Annotated in this window: 12 protein-coding genes; 3 read left to right on the top strand and 9 right to left on the bottom strand. The window is 50.3% G+C overall.

The window, feature by feature from the left end:
- Positions 1-3: 3 nt before the first annotated feature.
- The 7 genes from FN037_RS07175 to FN037_RS07145 all read right to left on the bottom strand — a co-directional run bounded on the left by FN037_RS07175 (position 4) and on the right by FN037_RS07145 (position 10,634).
- Entirely contained in the window at positions 4-1,710 is a 1,707-nt protein-coding gene (locus FN037_RS07175) for a nitrilase-related carbon-nitrogen hydrolase (protein ID WP_142501832.1), read from the bottom strand.
- Positions 1,710-3,203: a cytosine permease gene (locus FN037_RS07170; protein WP_142501831.1), complete on the bottom strand. Its 1,494-nt coding sequence runs from the start codon at positions 3,201-3,203 to the stop codon at positions 1,710-1,712. Before FN037_RS07170 ends, FN037_RS07175 begins: the two co-directional genes overlap by 1 nt.
- Positions 3,204-3,685: 482 nt before the next feature.
- The gene (locus FN037_RS07165; RefSeq protein ID WP_138363255.1) at positions 3,686-5,137 is read right to left on the bottom strand and encodes a DASS family sodium-coupled anion symporter; all 1,452 of its coding nucleotides are present in this window, start codon (positions 5,135-5,137) and stop codon (positions 3,686-3,688) included.
- 212 nt (positions 5,138-5,349) lie between these two features.
- A complete protein-coding gene (locus tag FN037_RS07160; RefSeq protein ID WP_142501830.1) occupies positions 5,350-6,513 on the bottom strand; it encodes an MFS transporter in 1,164 nt (387 codons plus the stop codon).
- Positions 6,514-6,541: 28 nt separating this feature from the next.
- Positions 6,542-7,807 carry a hypothetical protein gene (locus FN037_RS07155; protein ID WP_138363253.1) on the bottom strand — a complete coding sequence of 422 codons (1,266 nt, stop codon included), beginning with the start codon at positions 7,805-7,807 and terminating at the stop codon, positions 6,542-6,544.
- 35 nt (positions 7,808-7,842) lie between these two features.
- Positions 7,843-9,030, bottom strand: coding sequence for an ROK family transcriptional regulator (locus FN037_RS07150; RefSeq protein ID WP_260607811.1), 1,188 nt, complete (start codon positions 9,028-9,030; stop codon positions 7,843-7,845).
- A gap of 587 nt (positions 9,031-9,617) precedes the next feature.
- On the bottom strand, positions 9,618-10,634 hold the full coding sequence (locus tag FN037_RS07145; RefSeq protein ID WP_308561146.1) for a phosphatase: 1,017 nt from the start codon (positions 10,632-10,634) through the stop codon (positions 9,618-9,620).
- A gap of 96 nt (positions 10,635-10,730) precedes the next feature.
- Between FN037_RS07145 and FN037_RS07140 the strand changes: the two genes are divergently transcribed.
- Positions 10,731-11,543, top strand: coding sequence for a 5'-nucleotidase, lipoprotein e(P4) family (locus FN037_RS07140; RefSeq protein ID WP_138363252.1), 813 nt, complete (start codon positions 10,731-10,733; stop codon positions 11,541-11,543).
- Between the two features lie 302 nt (positions 11,544-11,845).
- Here the strand turns inward: FN037_RS07140 and FN037_RS07135 are convergent, their stop codons facing one another.
- Positions 11,846-12,658 (bottom strand): shikimate dehydrogenase family protein, encoded by an 813-nt coding sequence (locus tag FN037_RS07135; protein ID WP_142501829.1) that lies wholly within the window; start codon positions 12,656-12,658, stop codon positions 11,846-11,848.
- A 305-nt stretch (positions 12,659-12,963) separates the two neighbouring features.
- Entirely contained in the window at positions 12,964-13,089 is a 126-nt protein-coding gene (locus FN037_RS24535; RefSeq protein WP_260607810.1) for a hypothetical protein, read from the bottom strand.
- 294 nt (positions 13,090-13,383) lie between these two features.
- Between FN037_RS24535 and FN037_RS07130 the strand changes: the two genes are divergently transcribed.
- A complete protein-coding gene (locus FN037_RS07130; protein ID WP_142501828.1) occupies positions 13,384-15,753 on the top strand; it encodes a glycoside hydrolase family 3 C-terminal domain-containing protein in 2,370 nt (789 codons plus the stop codon).
- 54 nt (positions 15,754-15,807) lie between these two features.
- Complete coding sequence (locus FN037_RS07125) at positions 15,808-16,902, top strand: extracellular solute-binding protein (protein ID WP_142501827.1); 1,095 nt, start codon at positions 15,808-15,810, stop codon at positions 16,900-16,902.
- Positions 16,903-16,907 lie beyond the last annotated feature (5 nt).

The raw sequence follows: 16,907 nt of genomic DNA, 5'->3' as shown, positions 1-16,907 counted from the left end.
CGGTTATAGCGGCTGGCGAACCACCAGCGGAGTGTAGTAATGCGGCTGACGCATGAGCACCAGATCTTTACGTCTTACCACATGATCAGGATACGTGGAATCCGCTGAGCCGGTAGTTATATCCAGCACGGACAGGCCTTTTTCGCCAATGACTTTAGATTCTGTACGCGGAAAAGCAAAGGTGTCCGGGCCAAACACGCCGCTTAAACCAAAACTTTCTTCTTCAGCCTGAGGCCAGTTGGCAAAGGCCAGCCAGACATTATTCTCACCTGCGCGTACGCGTGGCAGCAGCCAGTGGTATGGATCCGCTCCACAAGGGATCGGCCAGACATGCGGGATTGCCGTGCCTGCATGCGCCATTGGCGTGGGGGAATTGAGTTTTGCCGGGCAGGCGATAATATCGCAGCCTTCCAGAGCCAGAATCCGTGCGGCTTCCGGAACCAGCAGGTCTTCACCAAGTAAAATACCGACCCGCCCGCATGGCAGATCGCAGGCCACCCACTGATTACCCGCGCTGGCCCATTGCTGATCTTCTTCACTAAGATGAAGCTGGCGATAATGCGCATTCAGCCCGGCGCTGCTCACCAGAACAGCGCTGTTGTAGAAGCGATCGCCTTCGCGTTCGGCAAATCCCGCCAGCAGCGCGATATCCAGCTCCATCGCCAGGGTTATAAGCGCCTGTATTGATGCATCACCAGTCGTCAGCGCATTGTTGTTGCGATCGCCACCGGTCAGCGAACGCTCCGGCAATACCAGCAGCTCCACGCCCTCCGATTTTGCCCGTTGCGCCCAGTGTCGTATCTGCGACAGATTTGCTTCAACATCGCTTTCGGGGTGAAATTGCGCGACTGCAATACGGGAATTTTTGCCGCCAGGCAGGGGATTGAACCCGTACAAACCAAAAAAATCCTGAGGATTCCACAGCCAGGTATTGGTCATTAAACGTTGATACAGTTCAGGTCGCCGTTTGCGCAACTGAGGATTATTCTCTGGCAACTGCAGTTCAGCGCTGAGGATCCGATCGCCGCTATCACAACAGGCCAGGAGATTACCGTGATTATCAACGATACAACTGCCGCCGCTGAACTGCACGCCTCGCTCCCAGCCCCAGCGATTACTTTCGATCAGCGCGCAGCCATTCTCCCAACCGCGAGTCAGCCAGTAAGGGGCTGGGGTGCGTTCAGCCAGCCAGTTGCTGATGTGGCAGATAATCTGTGCGCCGCCTAGAGCCGCCAGACGCGCGGTTTCGATAAAGTGAATATCCATGCAAATTAATAGCGCAATACTACCAATGTCGGTATGGAATACCTGATGTCCAGTATCGCCATTGGCCGCCCATTTGGGTTCGGAGATATAGGGATGGGTTTTACGGTGCACACCGATCACCCCTTGCGGCCCAACCAGTACGGCACTGTTATAATAAAGGTCGGTAACGGGATCGCGCTCCGGCATACCGAACACCAGGAAACAGTTAAATTCGCGCGCGATAACGGCAAAAGCCTGGCTGGTGGCACCGTCAGCGGTTTCGACATAAGGTGCGACTTCCGCGCGATCCTGCCAGCAGTAGCCCGTCGTGGCCATTTCAGGCATAACAATTAAACGTGCGCCATCACGTGCTGCATCTGTTGCTAGTGTCAGCAGGCGAGTGACATTCTCATCTTTACGGAACTGCGTTGGCTCAAACTGAATAGTCGCGACTTTGATACTCATTATTCTGCCTCCTTGCTCAGTAACGAATTAAATACCGGTTTCGGTCCCTGATAGGCATCCGAGGGTTTCCAGTTGGTTTGCATATCTTCAGGAAACGTTTTGAAGTAATAGCAGCCGCGCGTGGCAACGCTGATCGCAACGTGCAGTACCGGGCCAATCAGCATGGCGATAAACGAGGCGTAAACCATCGGATAAAAACCAAGCACGCCAGCAGCACCCGTCGCAACGGCAACACACAATGCAATCACGCCTGACGGATTCCACATGTGGAGATACTCTTTACGGAACTCAACAAAATCAGAGGGAGCCAGATGCAACATTTTGCGGCAGATGAAATAATCCGCGAGGATGATAAACACCCAGGTGTTAGTGAGGATGCCGGTGATTGACAGGAAAGTACCGGTATACTGCAGTATGTTGCAGATATAGAACACGACGCCAAGCAGCCAAACCAGTAACATCCACCACTGACGCCCCGGACGATAGTTAAACGCCATATCCATCGTATTCGACAGGGCGATCGAACCGGAGTAGAGGTTGAGCACGTTAATACGAATTTGAGTGATTACGGCAAATAACACGCCAGTCAGGCCGATAATCAGCGGGAAGACAAAGCCCGGATCGAGCGCCAATGACCAGATATCTTGCCCTTGAATATGTGGCATCAATGTGTAGGCCATAAACGCGCCGAAGAGCATCACGACCACAATTGGGATCAGCATACCCAACATAATGGTGGCGGTGCCTTTATGGCTAATGCCCGGGCGGGCAAAACGACCGTAATCGGTAGCCATCAGTCCCTGAAAGACGATCTGTCCGTTCGCCATATTCATCACCAGCCATAGTGCGTTGCTGTCGACTTCCGCTTTTGGCTGCCAGCCGCTAAAGCCGACCGCCGGATAGTGGTGCGTTAACTGCCAGATACAGAATCCGAACAACAGGATGAAGATGGGAACGCCCCAGGTTTGCAGAAACTGCATTGATGACATCCCTTTCCAGACGAACCAGATCGCCGCCAGCCCCATGAGCGCAAAGATGGCAATTCCTGTGAATGAGTTAACCGGTACGCCCGCGTAGTTGGCGATGGCGTGAGAAACGATGGTGCCTTCAAACAGGAAATAGAAGATGAAATTGATGGCGTAAATCAGCGAGGTAAATGCTGATCCCATATAGCCGAATCCCAGTCCGCGCGTCATCAGATTGAGAGAGAGTCCCTCTTTACTCGCCATTTTCATAATGCAGGAGCCAATTAAAGTGGCGAACACGACCATATAACCAATCGGTAACAGGAGCATTGGCCAGCCGACCTGGTAACTCATGTCGGCGCCAAGACTGAACCAGAACATGGCGGTAGAATTGCCGAGCAATACCAGAATAATGGCCGGGATAGGCCAGCGATAATGCGACGGTACACGGCCAACCGCATAATCCTCAACGGCTTCTGCTTCGGTGATATCTTGTGGTCCCTGAAACCATGCTTTTAACTTGCTCATAGATTTACTCCAAAAAAAAGCCCCGCCGACAGCATTGCCGGCAGGGCTTCTTCGCCTGAAATCGATGTATTCAAGTGGCAATTAGCCACAAGCCGCTTACCAGGCTACGGTGCCTGTTCCTGCACTGCAGGACGCGGTACGGGTAAATAAGCAATGAATATGCCAGTTTTTAAATCCGCTTATTCAGCGGATAGGTGGGGGAACGGAAAGTTCACGATGCATTACGGCAGTGCAGGGCGCACCAATATGGTACGGCGGCGCTATACCGCGCACATAAAAAGAGGATCCTGGGTATCTCTACTCGTCATACGTCAAGTTACATATGTGTTGGCTTCTGAGTCACTCGCCTCATCCATGAGACTCGTCCCTTCCGCTGGTCGCTTCCCCGGATTCAAATTTGTTGCTGACAGATTTGTCGTTCCGTGTTACTTGCTTTGGCCTCACCCTTTAGGGATAACGCACGCCTGGAAACTTATTTTTGCCTACCAGAGGCCAATAATTTTCATCCACATCCCGCCGGCTAATAGCCAGATCGCAATAGATACAATGGAAACCAGGAAGCTTATTCCCCACCACTGGCCTGTAGTATTATATCCCGAGCCAAATAGTGCAGGCCCCGGACCGCCTGAGTACTGAGTCAGGCCCATTGAGAGATTGGAAGTATATCCCAGCGTCAGTGCGGCAAGCAGTGGAGGGACGCCAACGGATACCGACACAGCCAGAAAAGCAAGATACATTGCAGAAATATGCGCCATTGCGGAAGCAAAGAAATAGCGGGTATAAAAGTATACAAGTATCAGCACAATGAATACTAACAGCCAGTCAAAGTGACCGACATAGCCGACGATGCCCTTTGAAATCCAGGTTATCATACCATATTTATTCAGCGCATTTGCCATCATGACCAATACGGCAAACCAGAACATAGTATCCCAGGCCGTTTTCTCTTCAATGATATTTTTCCACGACATTATATTAGAGAGAAGCAAAATGACCAGGCCAATAAATGCCGAGAGTGTGGCGGGAATATTGAAAAGAATATCTCCAGCTGTCCACAGAAGGATTAGCAATACAAAATCGAATGCCAGGATTTTCTCTGCAAGTGTCATGGCTCCCATTTTCCGCAATTCTTCACGTGCGATGCCGGGGATTTCTGGTGTCTTTTTTAACTCTGGCGGATATAGAAAATAAAGACACAGGGGAATTATCACCAGCGCAAGTATACCAGGGACGATTGCCCCCAGAAACCAGGTCATCCAGTTAATCTGAATACCCTGACTGAAAGCCAGCTCGGCTATTAATGGATTACCAGCCATCGCGGTAAGAAACATTGCGCAGATGATGGCATCTATTTGAGAAACGCAAATCATCAGAAAAGCCCCCGCTCTCCTGGCGGTAGGGCCGGGTTCTGACTTATAAGCGGAGGCGATAGACTGGGTTATCGGATACATTATACCGCCGCCACGGGCGGAGGCTGATGGGATACCGGGGCCGAGAACCAGATCGGAAAGAGCCAGTCCGTAGGCGACGCCCAGCATGCTATAGCCGCATTTTGAGATGAACCACAGCGCTACCCGTCTCCCTAACCCGGTTTTAATTACCGCGCGGGAAATGAACATGGCTATACCAATAAGCCAGATCGTACCATTTGAAAAACCTGACAGCGCCGTTACTTTTCCTGTACCTCCACCTCCTGAAATAGGGGTAAGGCCGGTTATCGTGGAAATAACCAGCGCTACCATCGTTACGGCACCCATCGGCATGACTTTTAATATGATGGCGAAAATAGTGGCGGCAAATATCGCAAACATATGCCAGGCCAGCGCATCCAGGCCAACGGGTGGCGGGGTAAACCAGATTAATAACCCTGTTATTATTGTCAGAATACCTTTCCATAAAGGAAAAGCGAGTTTTACCTCTACATGTTCATTCATAATTATTTCCCTTTTTGCTTTTTCCTCATTCCTTTCTGAACAAAAAACGGTGTGGATGTTTTGATTAATGTCAATAATTTTCGCAAATAGGACAAAATGGTTAACCGTTTTGTCATGTGACTCGAATTATTTAGGGTATATGGTGAATAATTATGTGAGACCCCCGGCAAAATGGAAAGATTATGCCGGGGGATATCGCTGTCTCACAGCGCTTAGTTTTTTATATTGTCTCTGACAAACAAGGTAAGAATAAAGAAAACTGCGACGAAAGCGATAATCAAGTTAAAGCCCAGAGAGACACCATACATTTGGGATATCTGGCCAATAAGCCAGCCTGCAAAAGCGCCCCCCATTCCTGAGGCGACGTAAATCAGTCCCATGGTTGAACCGCTTTTATCGGTGAGTTTAGTCGCCACCGCAGAGGCTGTAGGGAACAGTACCGACATGGCAAAACCGAACACCATAAACAAATAAACGAATTGGCTGGCGAAGTAGCGGCTGGCAATAATGGCAACCAGCGACAAGAGAGAAAACAGGATTAAAGTATTACGGTCGCCGAGCTTAAGGTTGATAAATCCGCCAATAAAACGGCCGATGGTGAACAGCATGGCAAAACTGGAGATGACATAAGCCGCCGTGACCATCTTGTCTTCCGCGGAAGCGCCAGCAATGTCGAGCGAGCTGTAGAATATAGGGAAAAAGTTAAGGAAAGCGGCTTCGGCAGCGACGTAGAACAGGATAAAACCAATCACCAGCATCAAGCGTTTCTGGCCGAGAATATGCATAAAATCAGAGAGCTGCATGTCCATACCCTGCGCTTTTTCCAGCTTCAGGCTACTGAGCACCAGAATAATGATGGCGACAATAACGGCGATCCCAACATAGAACAGGCGCCATGAGATGTGATGGGAAAAAAGCTGCTGTAAAATCAGCGGAGTGGCGATCATACCAACACCGAACATGGCGTTGGAGACGTTGAACATCATACCGGATTTCTCTTTATAGAAGGTCGGGATGACGGTAATGATTGATACCAGCATCGAGCCGATGCCCAGACCGACAATTAGATAGAAGCCGAAAAACAGCAGCACGCTGAATGCCAGACTGGTTCCGACCAGGCCGACGGCCATCATCAGCGAACCAATCAGCATCATGATCTTTAGCCCTTTTTTATCGGTAAAGTAGCCGGTAAGCAGGCTGGCGACCAGAAAGCCTATCTGGAAAAACATGATCAGCGTTCCTATTTGCCCCATGTTCAGATTGATGTCGTGCTGTACCTGCTCAAGTATCAGGCCCTTTGTGTTCTGTATGCCGCCAAGAAGAAACATGGTGACGAACAGCAAGAAAAATACTTTCCATTTTTGTTGGTTAGCCATCGTTGATTTCCCTATGTTAGCCAGTAGGTTATTGGTAATGATTGCCTACGGTGTCGAAAAGTGACTGTTCTGCCCAGCCATAGCAGTAATAAAGCAGATCGTCGCAATCGCTCTGTTCCGCCGCATTAATTGCTTCCAGTAGTGCCGATGGAGGCAAATTCCACATCTGAATTCCGCTGTAAATAAAGGTCCCCGGCTGAGATTTTTCACGGACAAGGTTGTTTTGCTGTTTAACAAATTCGATCGGGAAGCCTTCCGTTTTGAACTGTTGATAGCTGATGTCGTAGGGCAGATTGAACAGGCGCATAAAGGCGCGGAAGGCGCTTTCATGCTGTGCGTCATCTTTGGCGAAATATTCAATGAGCCCCTGAACGTCCGCGCCGCCGCCGAGCTTGTGGTAGGGGAAATGCTTCAGCGCTTTGGCAGAGCGGGTGAGGGCCTGATAATCCTGACCTAAAATCCAGGCGTAGGCTGGCGGCCAGAGATCGAGCCATAGCTCGTTACGCCCGGTATCTCTGTCGATAATTCCGGACAGCAAGTTCTGTACAAAGCGGGAGATGCTATGCTGGCGGAACGCCATCCAGCGTTGCAGCAGTTCGTCATTTAATAGCGCATCGGCAGTGGCGTCATACTGGCCCGACCGCATTTGAAACGCCAGCGTCTCCAGACGTACGCGTACTGCATCTACATTAATACCGACCCGGGCCATTTCATTCTGACAGTGCGGGCAGAAGCAGGTGAATAACCCTCTGGGGCTGACGTTCTTACCTGCCCAGTCGGGATAGCGGATGCGGTCAATCAGGAAAGTTGAATAACCGTACTGTGCTTTGATTGCGCTGAACGTCGTTATCCAGAGCTCAATAACGTCCGGTCCGTTAGGGCATAGCCAGTGTTCAACCGGGTTGCCGCGAAAATCGATCACCTGATTGTTTTCGATCTGTCCGGCAAAGTCGCCATTGAGAATGTTAACCCACGGGATCACCTTATACGGGCTGTTATCGGTTGCCCGCTTCAGATCCTGAAGAGGATCTGAACCAGCAAGAATAGTGGGATCCACGCGCTGATGCAGACGCTGTGGTGGCATGTCGAGTCTGGCATGCAGTGTGGCAGTACCTTGCACAAACTCATGCTTAGGATTGTGCGGCAGCCGGCCAGTAGGATAGGGGTTGCGTTCAAAGATGGTATTGACCTCGACGAAGAGGTGATCGACGCCGTTCATTTTGTTAATGCGTTCAAGTATTGGATCGACGCCTTCATCAAGAATATCGTGTGGGTGAAGATGGATTCCGGCCATAGAATGCTCCTTTTGTTCTGGCTGCGGGTTAATCTTTATATAAGTTGTGTGTCAGGCATAAATTGAATTGATGGGTAGACCGCATGGAGCGCCAGCATAGCTATTCCATATAACGGTGCTTTTTCGTTTAATTCGGAAAGCTCAACGGATACCCTGGTGTTGGCAAACAAATGCCTGTCGAGATTGGCCTGTACCCGTGGCATAAAGAGTGCTGCGGATTGGGAGACACCTCCCGTGAGGATGACCTTTTCAAGGTTGGCAATCGTCACCATGTTGAGAATGCCGATGGTTAAGTAATCTGCCAGCTCTTCTAACAACATGGTTGGCAAAGTTTCACCTTTGGCGGCGGCGGTGAGTATTTCATGGGCGTTCATGTTTTTTCCGCTAAGCGCGGACATTCTTTCCTTGAGCCCGGAACCGGAGCAGTAATTCTCGAAGCAGCCTTTATTTTTCCAGTTCTGGTTAAGGTGGCTACGTTCAAACAACATATAGCCAATTTCACCCGCCGCATTATTGATACCCCTGATAATTTTTCCATCCATGAGTAGCGCTGAGCCCAGGCCGGTGCCAATACCAATAAGCGCGGCGCTATGGACATGCCGACATTTTCCTCTCCACATTTCGCCAATCAACGCGGCCCGAATATCATTTTCCAGTACGACCCTGATATTCAGACGCGCGGTTAATTCATCGGCAAGCGGAATGTTGTCCCACTCCGGCAGGTTAGGGGAACCTTCGAGTACCGTTCCGCTGCGATAGTCAACGATGCCCGGTGTTGCGACGCCGATGACTTTCAGCTTGTCACGAGGTATATGTTGCTGTTCGATAAATGCCTGAATACTGGCACTGAACAGGTCGAGAAATTCCCGACGCGTTGCGACGTCATAGGTCGATTCCTGCTGCCGGGCCAACAGTTCTGCGTTGAGGTTAAAGAGTGAGAAGGTGATTTTCGTTCCACCTAAATCAATGCCAATGCCTAGTCCATGGTTGGGATCGAAGTTAACCAGGATACCTTTGCGCCCAAGGCCGCCGTCTTCGCTTACGCCACTTTCATAGATAATTTTCTCTTCCAGCAGATCGCTAACGATGTCTGAAATCGTTGCTTTAGTTATTCCGGTTACTTTGGCTATCTGCGCGCGAGAAAGGGGAGAGTTCTCGCGGATAACGTTGAGGACCACTGAGGCGTTCATTTGTCTTAATGTATTGGGAAGATTCAGCTTCAAAGTCTCATTCCTTTTAGTTTTTAAAGTAAACTAATTTGTCAATAAAATGTCCTGTAAACTCGTTTTATTTACACTATCGCCTTTTTTAACGGCTTATAAAGCGTTATTTTGGGTTATATAGTTTGTTTTGTATATTTTATGGAAGAGATCACAAAATGTGACGGATGAGACGAGTGTCAGTAGGATGTGGGTATATCCGCTCGCATGAAACGGAGCGGGCATCAGCGTGCGCAACCCTTTGTAAGGCCATTGGGCAGAAGGCGGGGGAAGGATGAAACCATGAAAACGCTCCAGACTGCTCAGGTTCCGGCTTTATCCTGCCCGCCGGGCGGCCATAACAATGCGTGGGTAATCCTCCCGAAAACCGGTGCATAACCGTCGGTTTTTCCGGTTACGGGCCAGATACGCTAAAAAAATCCTTTAGCACTTCTGGACGTTTTTTACAGTGACGAAGTCGCGATTAGTTGCCTGGCCAACGGAAAATCTGAAACGCTCCGGATATCTGTTATCGGGATAGTTGGCCTGTCCGGAACGTTTCATATCATATTACGCCCGCATATCAATCTGGACGATTCGGGCTTTTTTCACTACTGCACCAGTAATCCCTGTACGAGATTTGCTTTTACGACCGTCACTGCGGGAATATGCAGCGCTTCCATAAACCCCTGGACTAACAGAAGATTGCTGACATCCGTATCACGATATTCGCCGTGTAACTCAGAGTCTCCCTTCCATACCTGAGATGCTGAGAATTTTTGCAGACTTTTAATGTCATAGGTTTTCATATGCAGCTGGCTGCCCACAGAATAATTATGTACGCCGCCAATGCCAATTACCTTACGCGTGGTTAATGCCTGTTTTATTCCTGGGGGAATATCATTTGTGGCATAGAAGCGCACAAAACGTAATGCGGCATCCCGATAAGAGCCAATAGGGTTAGGTGAAGTTACCTGATGGACATCCCGACCTTTTGCCACATCGATAATATAATTCTTCAGGGTAACCGAAGCTAATTTCCCCTGATAAATCTCCGGCTGCCATTTATCATGTTGCTGATTCCATGTCGTCATTTGCATTGAGCCCCCGCCAATGTCCCAGACGACAATCTGATCGTTATTAACGTGCTCAGTTAACATACTTTTTGCCGATAAAAATCCAAGCTCGGCTTCCTGTCGCTGAGTAATGACCCGCAGATTGACCGGCACGGCCTGGTTAAATGCAGCAATAACCTGTGAACCATTAGCCGCATTACGGAAAACGGCGGTTGCCACACCATTAAACCGCACGGGATGAAAGCGCTGCGCCTCCTCATACAATCCCTGCAATGCCGCTTTCCCTTGCGACTGAATTGCCGGGCTGAGCATGTTGTCCGTTGACTGACTCAGGTTCTGGTTAAAACCCACCGGACGTTGATCCTCAAACAGAACCTTGTTGATGTGCTGTCTGCAGGTATCAACCTCCGCCACTAACAGCTTAGTGGTTCCTGAGCCCATATCAATCCCGGCCCTGACTTCCTGACAACGTTGCGCCTGAACGGAGAAACTTGCGGCTAATAAAATGGTCATCGCCCATACATCAGTGCGATGCATTAACTTCTTTTTCATGTTACGTTTCCTGTATGTCCACTTTGTATATCATCAGTTATTCAGTGCTGATTTCGGTGGCAACATGTTCGTCATTTCACAGGGAAATAAAGATCAATGTATAAAAAAAAGACCACACTTGCGCTTAGTCTGTTAATCGTTAGCAGCCTGAGCGGCTGTGCCAATTTAAATCATAAACATAATACAGCAGAACTGACCAGCCAGAGCGTGATGGCGGTGAACTGGCTTCAGACTTCCGGGGAGTACCGGGCTCTGGCGTATCAGGCATTCAACAGCGCCCGGCTTGAATGGGACTCGGTGAGCAAAAAGCCAACGGACAAATACGCGGTAATCGTCGATCTGGACGAAACCATGCTGGATAACAGCGCATACAGTGCCTGGCAGATTAAACACAACCAGCCCTATTCCGATAAGACATGGTCACAGTGGACACAATCCAGACAAGCGTTGGCCGTTCCCGGCGCAGTTGAATTCGCCCGTTACATTTCCCGGCATAACGGGACCATTTTTTACGTATCGAACAGAGCTCAGCAGGACTTTACCGCAACCATCGAAAACATGCGCCAATTGGGGTTCCCTGATGTGAATGAAAAGACTGTTCTCCTGAAAACAGACAGTTCAAACAAGCAGGCCCGCTTCAATAGCATCGCTGCGGAAGGTTATAACGTTATCATTTATATCGGCGATAATCTTAACGATTTTGGGTCCGCCACCTATCACAAAGCATCAGCAGAACGGCGTCAGTTTGCGGAAGATAACCAGAAGTTGTTCGGTACTCGTTATATCATCCTGCCTAATCCTATGTATGGTGACTGGGAAGGCGCCTTGACTCCCGGATACTATAAATTGTCGGCCGGAGAGCAGTTGCAGGCTCGTCAGAACGCGCTTCGGTCATGGTCCGGTAAGTGATCTTTTATCCCCCGTATGATTCGCGGGGGACTTTTATATAATTGCTTTTATTTTTATCTATCGTGCCAGAGGTGACATGTGGGCTGGCAATAACGTGCCCCATCCCCGAACCTCGTCACTTAGCGCCAGTGCAGACGCTGTTCAAAAACACCTGCAGCGTTTTTGTCCCGCAACTTGATTAGTACGGCTGGATGGACTGATCGTGATATAAGTCGACCGGACTAAGCAAAATGGACTGCAATCGACAAAATTATTTCCCTTCTGCGTGGAATTCTTACCGACAACAGAGGGGCTCCGATAATTTAGCTGTCCTGACGAAGCATAAAATCAAGCATCAGTTCAATCTGAGCAGCAAGCATGGCTCTTCCTGTGTGAATGGGGAGATGGTGCTGTCCTGCCTGGATGAGAAGAGGGGTTTTCTCCGGGAAAATGACAATGTCGCACACTGTTGTGTTACTCCCGAGTTTTTCTAAAGAGAATGGCACATTGTTGTTTCCCCCCATGCCTACCGATGTAGCATTAATCGCTATATCCACCTGTTCAGGCACATCTTTACCAGCATGAATATTGACCTCGGGATAACGTGATAATAACCTTTTTATCAGTTCATCTGATTTATCTGGCGTCCGGTTATAAATAATTAATTCCTTAACCTGCCTGGCTGCCATCGCATAAGCAATGGCGCAGCCTGCCCCTCCGGTTCCTGCCAGATAAACTTTTTTGCCTTCAATACCAATACCTCGCTTCAAAAGACTCGATGCAAACCCTTCACCATCAAGCATATCGCCATGTAACAATCCTTTGTTATCTCTTCTGATGACATTACATCCTCCGATTGCTTTAGCTGCATAACTGGCCGAATCAATCAAGGAAAGAACATGCTGCTTGTGAGGCATGGTTATAATGGCACCACGGAAGTTATGAATGTATCTCAGACCATTGACAGCATTATGGAGACCGTCAGCATTTACATGGAGAGGGACCATCAATGTGTCGGGGATCCCTTTTGCATGAAGAGCAGCATTAATCATGAGTGGAGCACTGACCTGTGCTATCGGATCACCAATGATTGATAACAGTTGCAACTTTCCACTAACGATGCTGAGTTCATTCATCGCTGATACCCATTTAAGATAATGTAGTCAGACTAACGTACATACAATGGCATGAAGAGCAATTTCAGTGGGGGATAATGGTTTTTTATCGCCCGCTTGCGCTTGTATGTGTTCGTGGATCGTGCCGTTTCGCAAGGTTTCACGCAAAATTGGTGCCGATCAGGCCTCGCACGCATTGCCTGACAAAGACAGTCCCGACGTTCGAGTTGAATAGGGTACTTTGGCGGTCATCGTATGAATACATTGATGATGCGCGCCAGACCCTCCAGATAACGGTGGAACCACGGCACGACAATCATGACAAATCAGGGAAGTTGCGCCAGTGACCAGCAGAGATCCTGCCCATGATAGGTATACAGTGGCGGATTTTGCGCGTCCACCGACAGCCCTGCTGGCATACCGGCGTATTGCCGTTCATCACCTTTTTGCACAATAGCCTGGTGCTTGTCACACCATCGTGGTGCGTATCAATATCTTCATATTTATTACTCTATTATAATCAAAGAGTTACTTCAAAAAGATCGACTTTATCCAGCCCCGCACAGTTGACACCTTATGGTGCAACGCCTTTCGCGCAACGTGGTTAATTTTTCTCCTGTGCTTGAATAGTTTTTTTCAATTTAAAGACTACAAATTTAATAATTGCGTCGCGCCATCACCTGCCACCATAGTGTCTGACAATCCGATAACGTCCAGTCACCTTTCTCTAACCTTGGAATAACACAATGCGTTCAGAACGGTTCGAAAATGGAGAATTTGTCTCCCTTGTTCAGGACATGACGCCTGCGGAACTGGGAGATATTCTCAGTGGACACGGAATGTGGAAAACAGAAGCCAATGAACGGCTGGGCATCCCCAACATGGTGATGACAGATGGTACGTACGGCGTTCGCTACTCGATTCAACAGATTGATCAGGACGAGAAAGGCGGTCAGGATTTTGCCGGTTTCCTTAACGTCGTTAACCAGCGGGCCAAAGATGTTGAAGTGGCGTGGGGCACGATGAAACCTGCCACCTGTTTCCCGAATGGCTCAAGCTTTGCCTGTAGCTGGGATCGCGAACTGGCCCGGACTCTGGGCGATGCATTGGGTAAAGAGTGCCAGCAAATGGGGGTTCATCTGTTACTTGGCCCCGGTATTAACATTCGTCGTACTCCGCTGGGTGGCCGTAGCTATGAATACTATTCGGAAGATCCGCTCATCACCGGTGAAATTGCCACTGGCGTGATCGAAGGACTGCAACAACGTGGAGTAGGCGCTTCGCTGAAACACTTCGCCTGTAACAACTCTGAAATTGAACGCACCAGTATGGACTCGGTGGTCGATGAGCGTGCACTGCGCGAAATCTATTTGCGCGGTTTTGAACGTGCGATCAAACAGGCACGTCCCTGGACGGTGATGAGTTCGTATAACCGACTGAATGGTATCCAGACCGCCGAACATCGCTGGTTACTGACCGATGTATTGCGTCATGAGTGGGGCTTTGAAGGGGTGGTGGTCGCTGACTGGCACGGCGTGAAAGATCGCCCGCAATCTCTGTTGGCTGGTAACGATCTGGATATGCCGGAAAGTGAAACGCGTAAAGCCGCCCTGGTTACAGCCATTGCAGAGCAGCGGGTGCCGCGAACCGAGGCGGAAACCTCTGCTGCGCGCGTGCTGGAGATGGTTCATCGCGCCGTTCATAACGAGCAACGCGACACTCAGGTTGATCATGCCGGTCACCATGCCCTGGCGCGCCGTATGGTGGCGGAATCCATCGTGCTGCTGAAGAACGACAATCAGGCATTGCCGCTTGATAACCGTAGCGGAGAGCGTCTGCTGGTGGTCGGCCGCGGCGCCAAAACGCCGGTGATTCAGGGATCGGGGTGTGCCACCACATTGCCGACCCAGGTGGATATTCCCTGGGATGAAATGGTAAAACTCGCGGCGAATGGCGTGACGCTGAGCTGGTGCCTGGGCGAGGCGGCGGATGAGCAACAGGCCGTAGCACTGCGGGATGAGGCCTGTGCGGCGGCACGCGAAGCCGATCGCGTCATTGTGTTTGCCAATAGTGAAGATGGTTATGACGGTGAAGGTTCCGACCGCCGTACCCTCAACCTGCAGGCCGGGCAGGATGCTTTAATCAGCGCCCTGGCCGAAGTTAATGACAAGGTGATCGTCGTGCTCGCAAACCCGGACGCGGTGGTGATGCCGTGGCTGAACGATGTTGCTGCCGTGCTGGAAACCTTCTACGCCGGTCAGGCGATGGGCGGCGGGTTGGCAGACGTGCTGTTTGGCGTGGTTAATCCCAGCGGTAAACTGACCGTCACCTTTCCGCAAAAAATTGAAGACATTCCGGGATGGCATAGCTATCCGGGAGAAAATGGCCGTCATCTGTATAGCGAAGGCGTTTTTGTGGGCTATCGCTGGTACGACATACGCCGCATTACCCCCTTGTTCCCGTTTGGCTTTGGGCTGAGCTATACCCGGTTCGCGTACAGCGATATCGCGATTGATCGCGATAGCATTCAGGTCGGTGACAAAATCACGGTCAGTTTTACCTTAACGAATATCGGTGAATACCGTGGCAAAGAGGTGTGTCAACTTTACAGCCGTTATCTGCACTCTCGTCAGAAACGCCCGGCGCAGGAGTTGCGCGCCTTCAGCAAAGTTGAGTTGCAACCCGGTGAGTCACGCCGTATCAGCCTCACCGTGCCGGTAGATGATTTGCGTTATTATGACACCGCCCGTCAGCGGTGGATTCTGGAGGAAGGCGCGGTGCAATTCTGCGTCGGTTCACATTCACGGGATCTGCCGTTGCAGGCCTGTGTCACCGCACTTAACAACGTGGCGCGCTATCGCCTGATTGCCCGGGATACTCAGCCGATTTTCATTCTGGAGAATCCGCTGGCACGCGGCTATTTCAACCGCTTTCTGCAACAACAACTGCACATTTCTGAACCGGATGCCGACCGCATGCTGGACCACTGCGCCAATTCGTTCGTCGGTATCGTCACCACTTTCGATCGTCGCTTTCGCCAGCGCTTTGATCCGCAGGCAATGGATGCCCTGATTGCCGAAGTGAACGAAGCCATTCTGGCGGCAGAACAGGAATAACATGCCAGCGTCGGGGATACACACAAATAACAACAAACCATGCAGAGGGTAATAATGAAAAAGATGATAGAAAAAGGCCAGTACACCCGGCGCGATGCGCTGAAACTCGGGCTGGGCGCTGCAGCCGTTGCGTCGCTGTCTCCGCTGATCATTACCCGTCCGGCGCGGGCTGCTGAGGTGAAAACGCTGACGGTTGCCGACGTGGGTGGTGCTTATGGCACCGGCTTCAGTAAAGCATTTTATAAACCCTTTGAGGAAGCTACCGGCATCAAAATCATCAATACCGTGCTTGGGCCCGATCCTGTGCCGCAGTTTCAGATGATGGTCGATACCAAAAATTATCTGTTCGATGTGGCGCTGCTCAACCCGGAACATCTGGTGCGGCTGAACAAAGAACCAAAACCGTATCTTGAAGATATCAATGTGACAGTGAGCGACCCACAGGACTATGTACCGGGTTCCATCACCAAACAATTTGGCGGCGTAAGTATCTTCGCGCTGGCGCTTGGCTACCGGACTGATACTTTCTCCAGCAATAATGGCCCGCAGAACTGGGTGGATTTCTGGAACACGGCAAAATTCAAGGGCCGTCGTGGTCTGTGGCGTAGCCCGATCTGCACGCTGGAATTGGCGCTGATGGCGGATGGGGTTGATCCGAAAAAACTCTATCCGCTCGATGTTGATCGTGCCTTTCGCAGCCTCGATAAAATCCGCAAGAACATCGATATCTGGTGGACAAGCGGTGCCCAGGCGACACAACTGCTACAGAGCGGCGAACTGGATATGTTGAGTATCTGGAGTTCGCGCGCGCAAACTGCTATCGACGGTGGGGCGCCTGCCGCCATTGCCTGGGATCAGGGACTGTACAATATCGACGGTTTTACCATCCCGCACGGTAGTCCGAAACGGGACGCTGCGCGCCAGTTTATTCAGTTCTGCATGGATGCCAGGCGTCAGTCACTGTATACCAGTGACCTGGCATGCGGTCCAACAAACATTAAAGCCTATGAATTTATTGATAAAAAGAAAGCTGCGTTACTGCCGACCGCACCGGATCACATTAAGCAATTGCAACTGCTCGGTGCTGAATATTGGGGTGAACATCAGGTCGCGCTGACGGAACGCTTCGAGAAATGGGTAATGAGTTGATCCGG

This window comes from Klebsiella sp. 2680, assembly GCF_900198535.1.
In the GTDB taxonomy this organism is placed as follows: domain Bacteria; phylum Pseudomonadota; class Gammaproteobacteria; order Enterobacterales; family Enterobacteriaceae; genus Klebsiella; species Klebsiella indica.
This window is presented reverse-complemented; position numbering and strand designations above follow the sequence as displayed.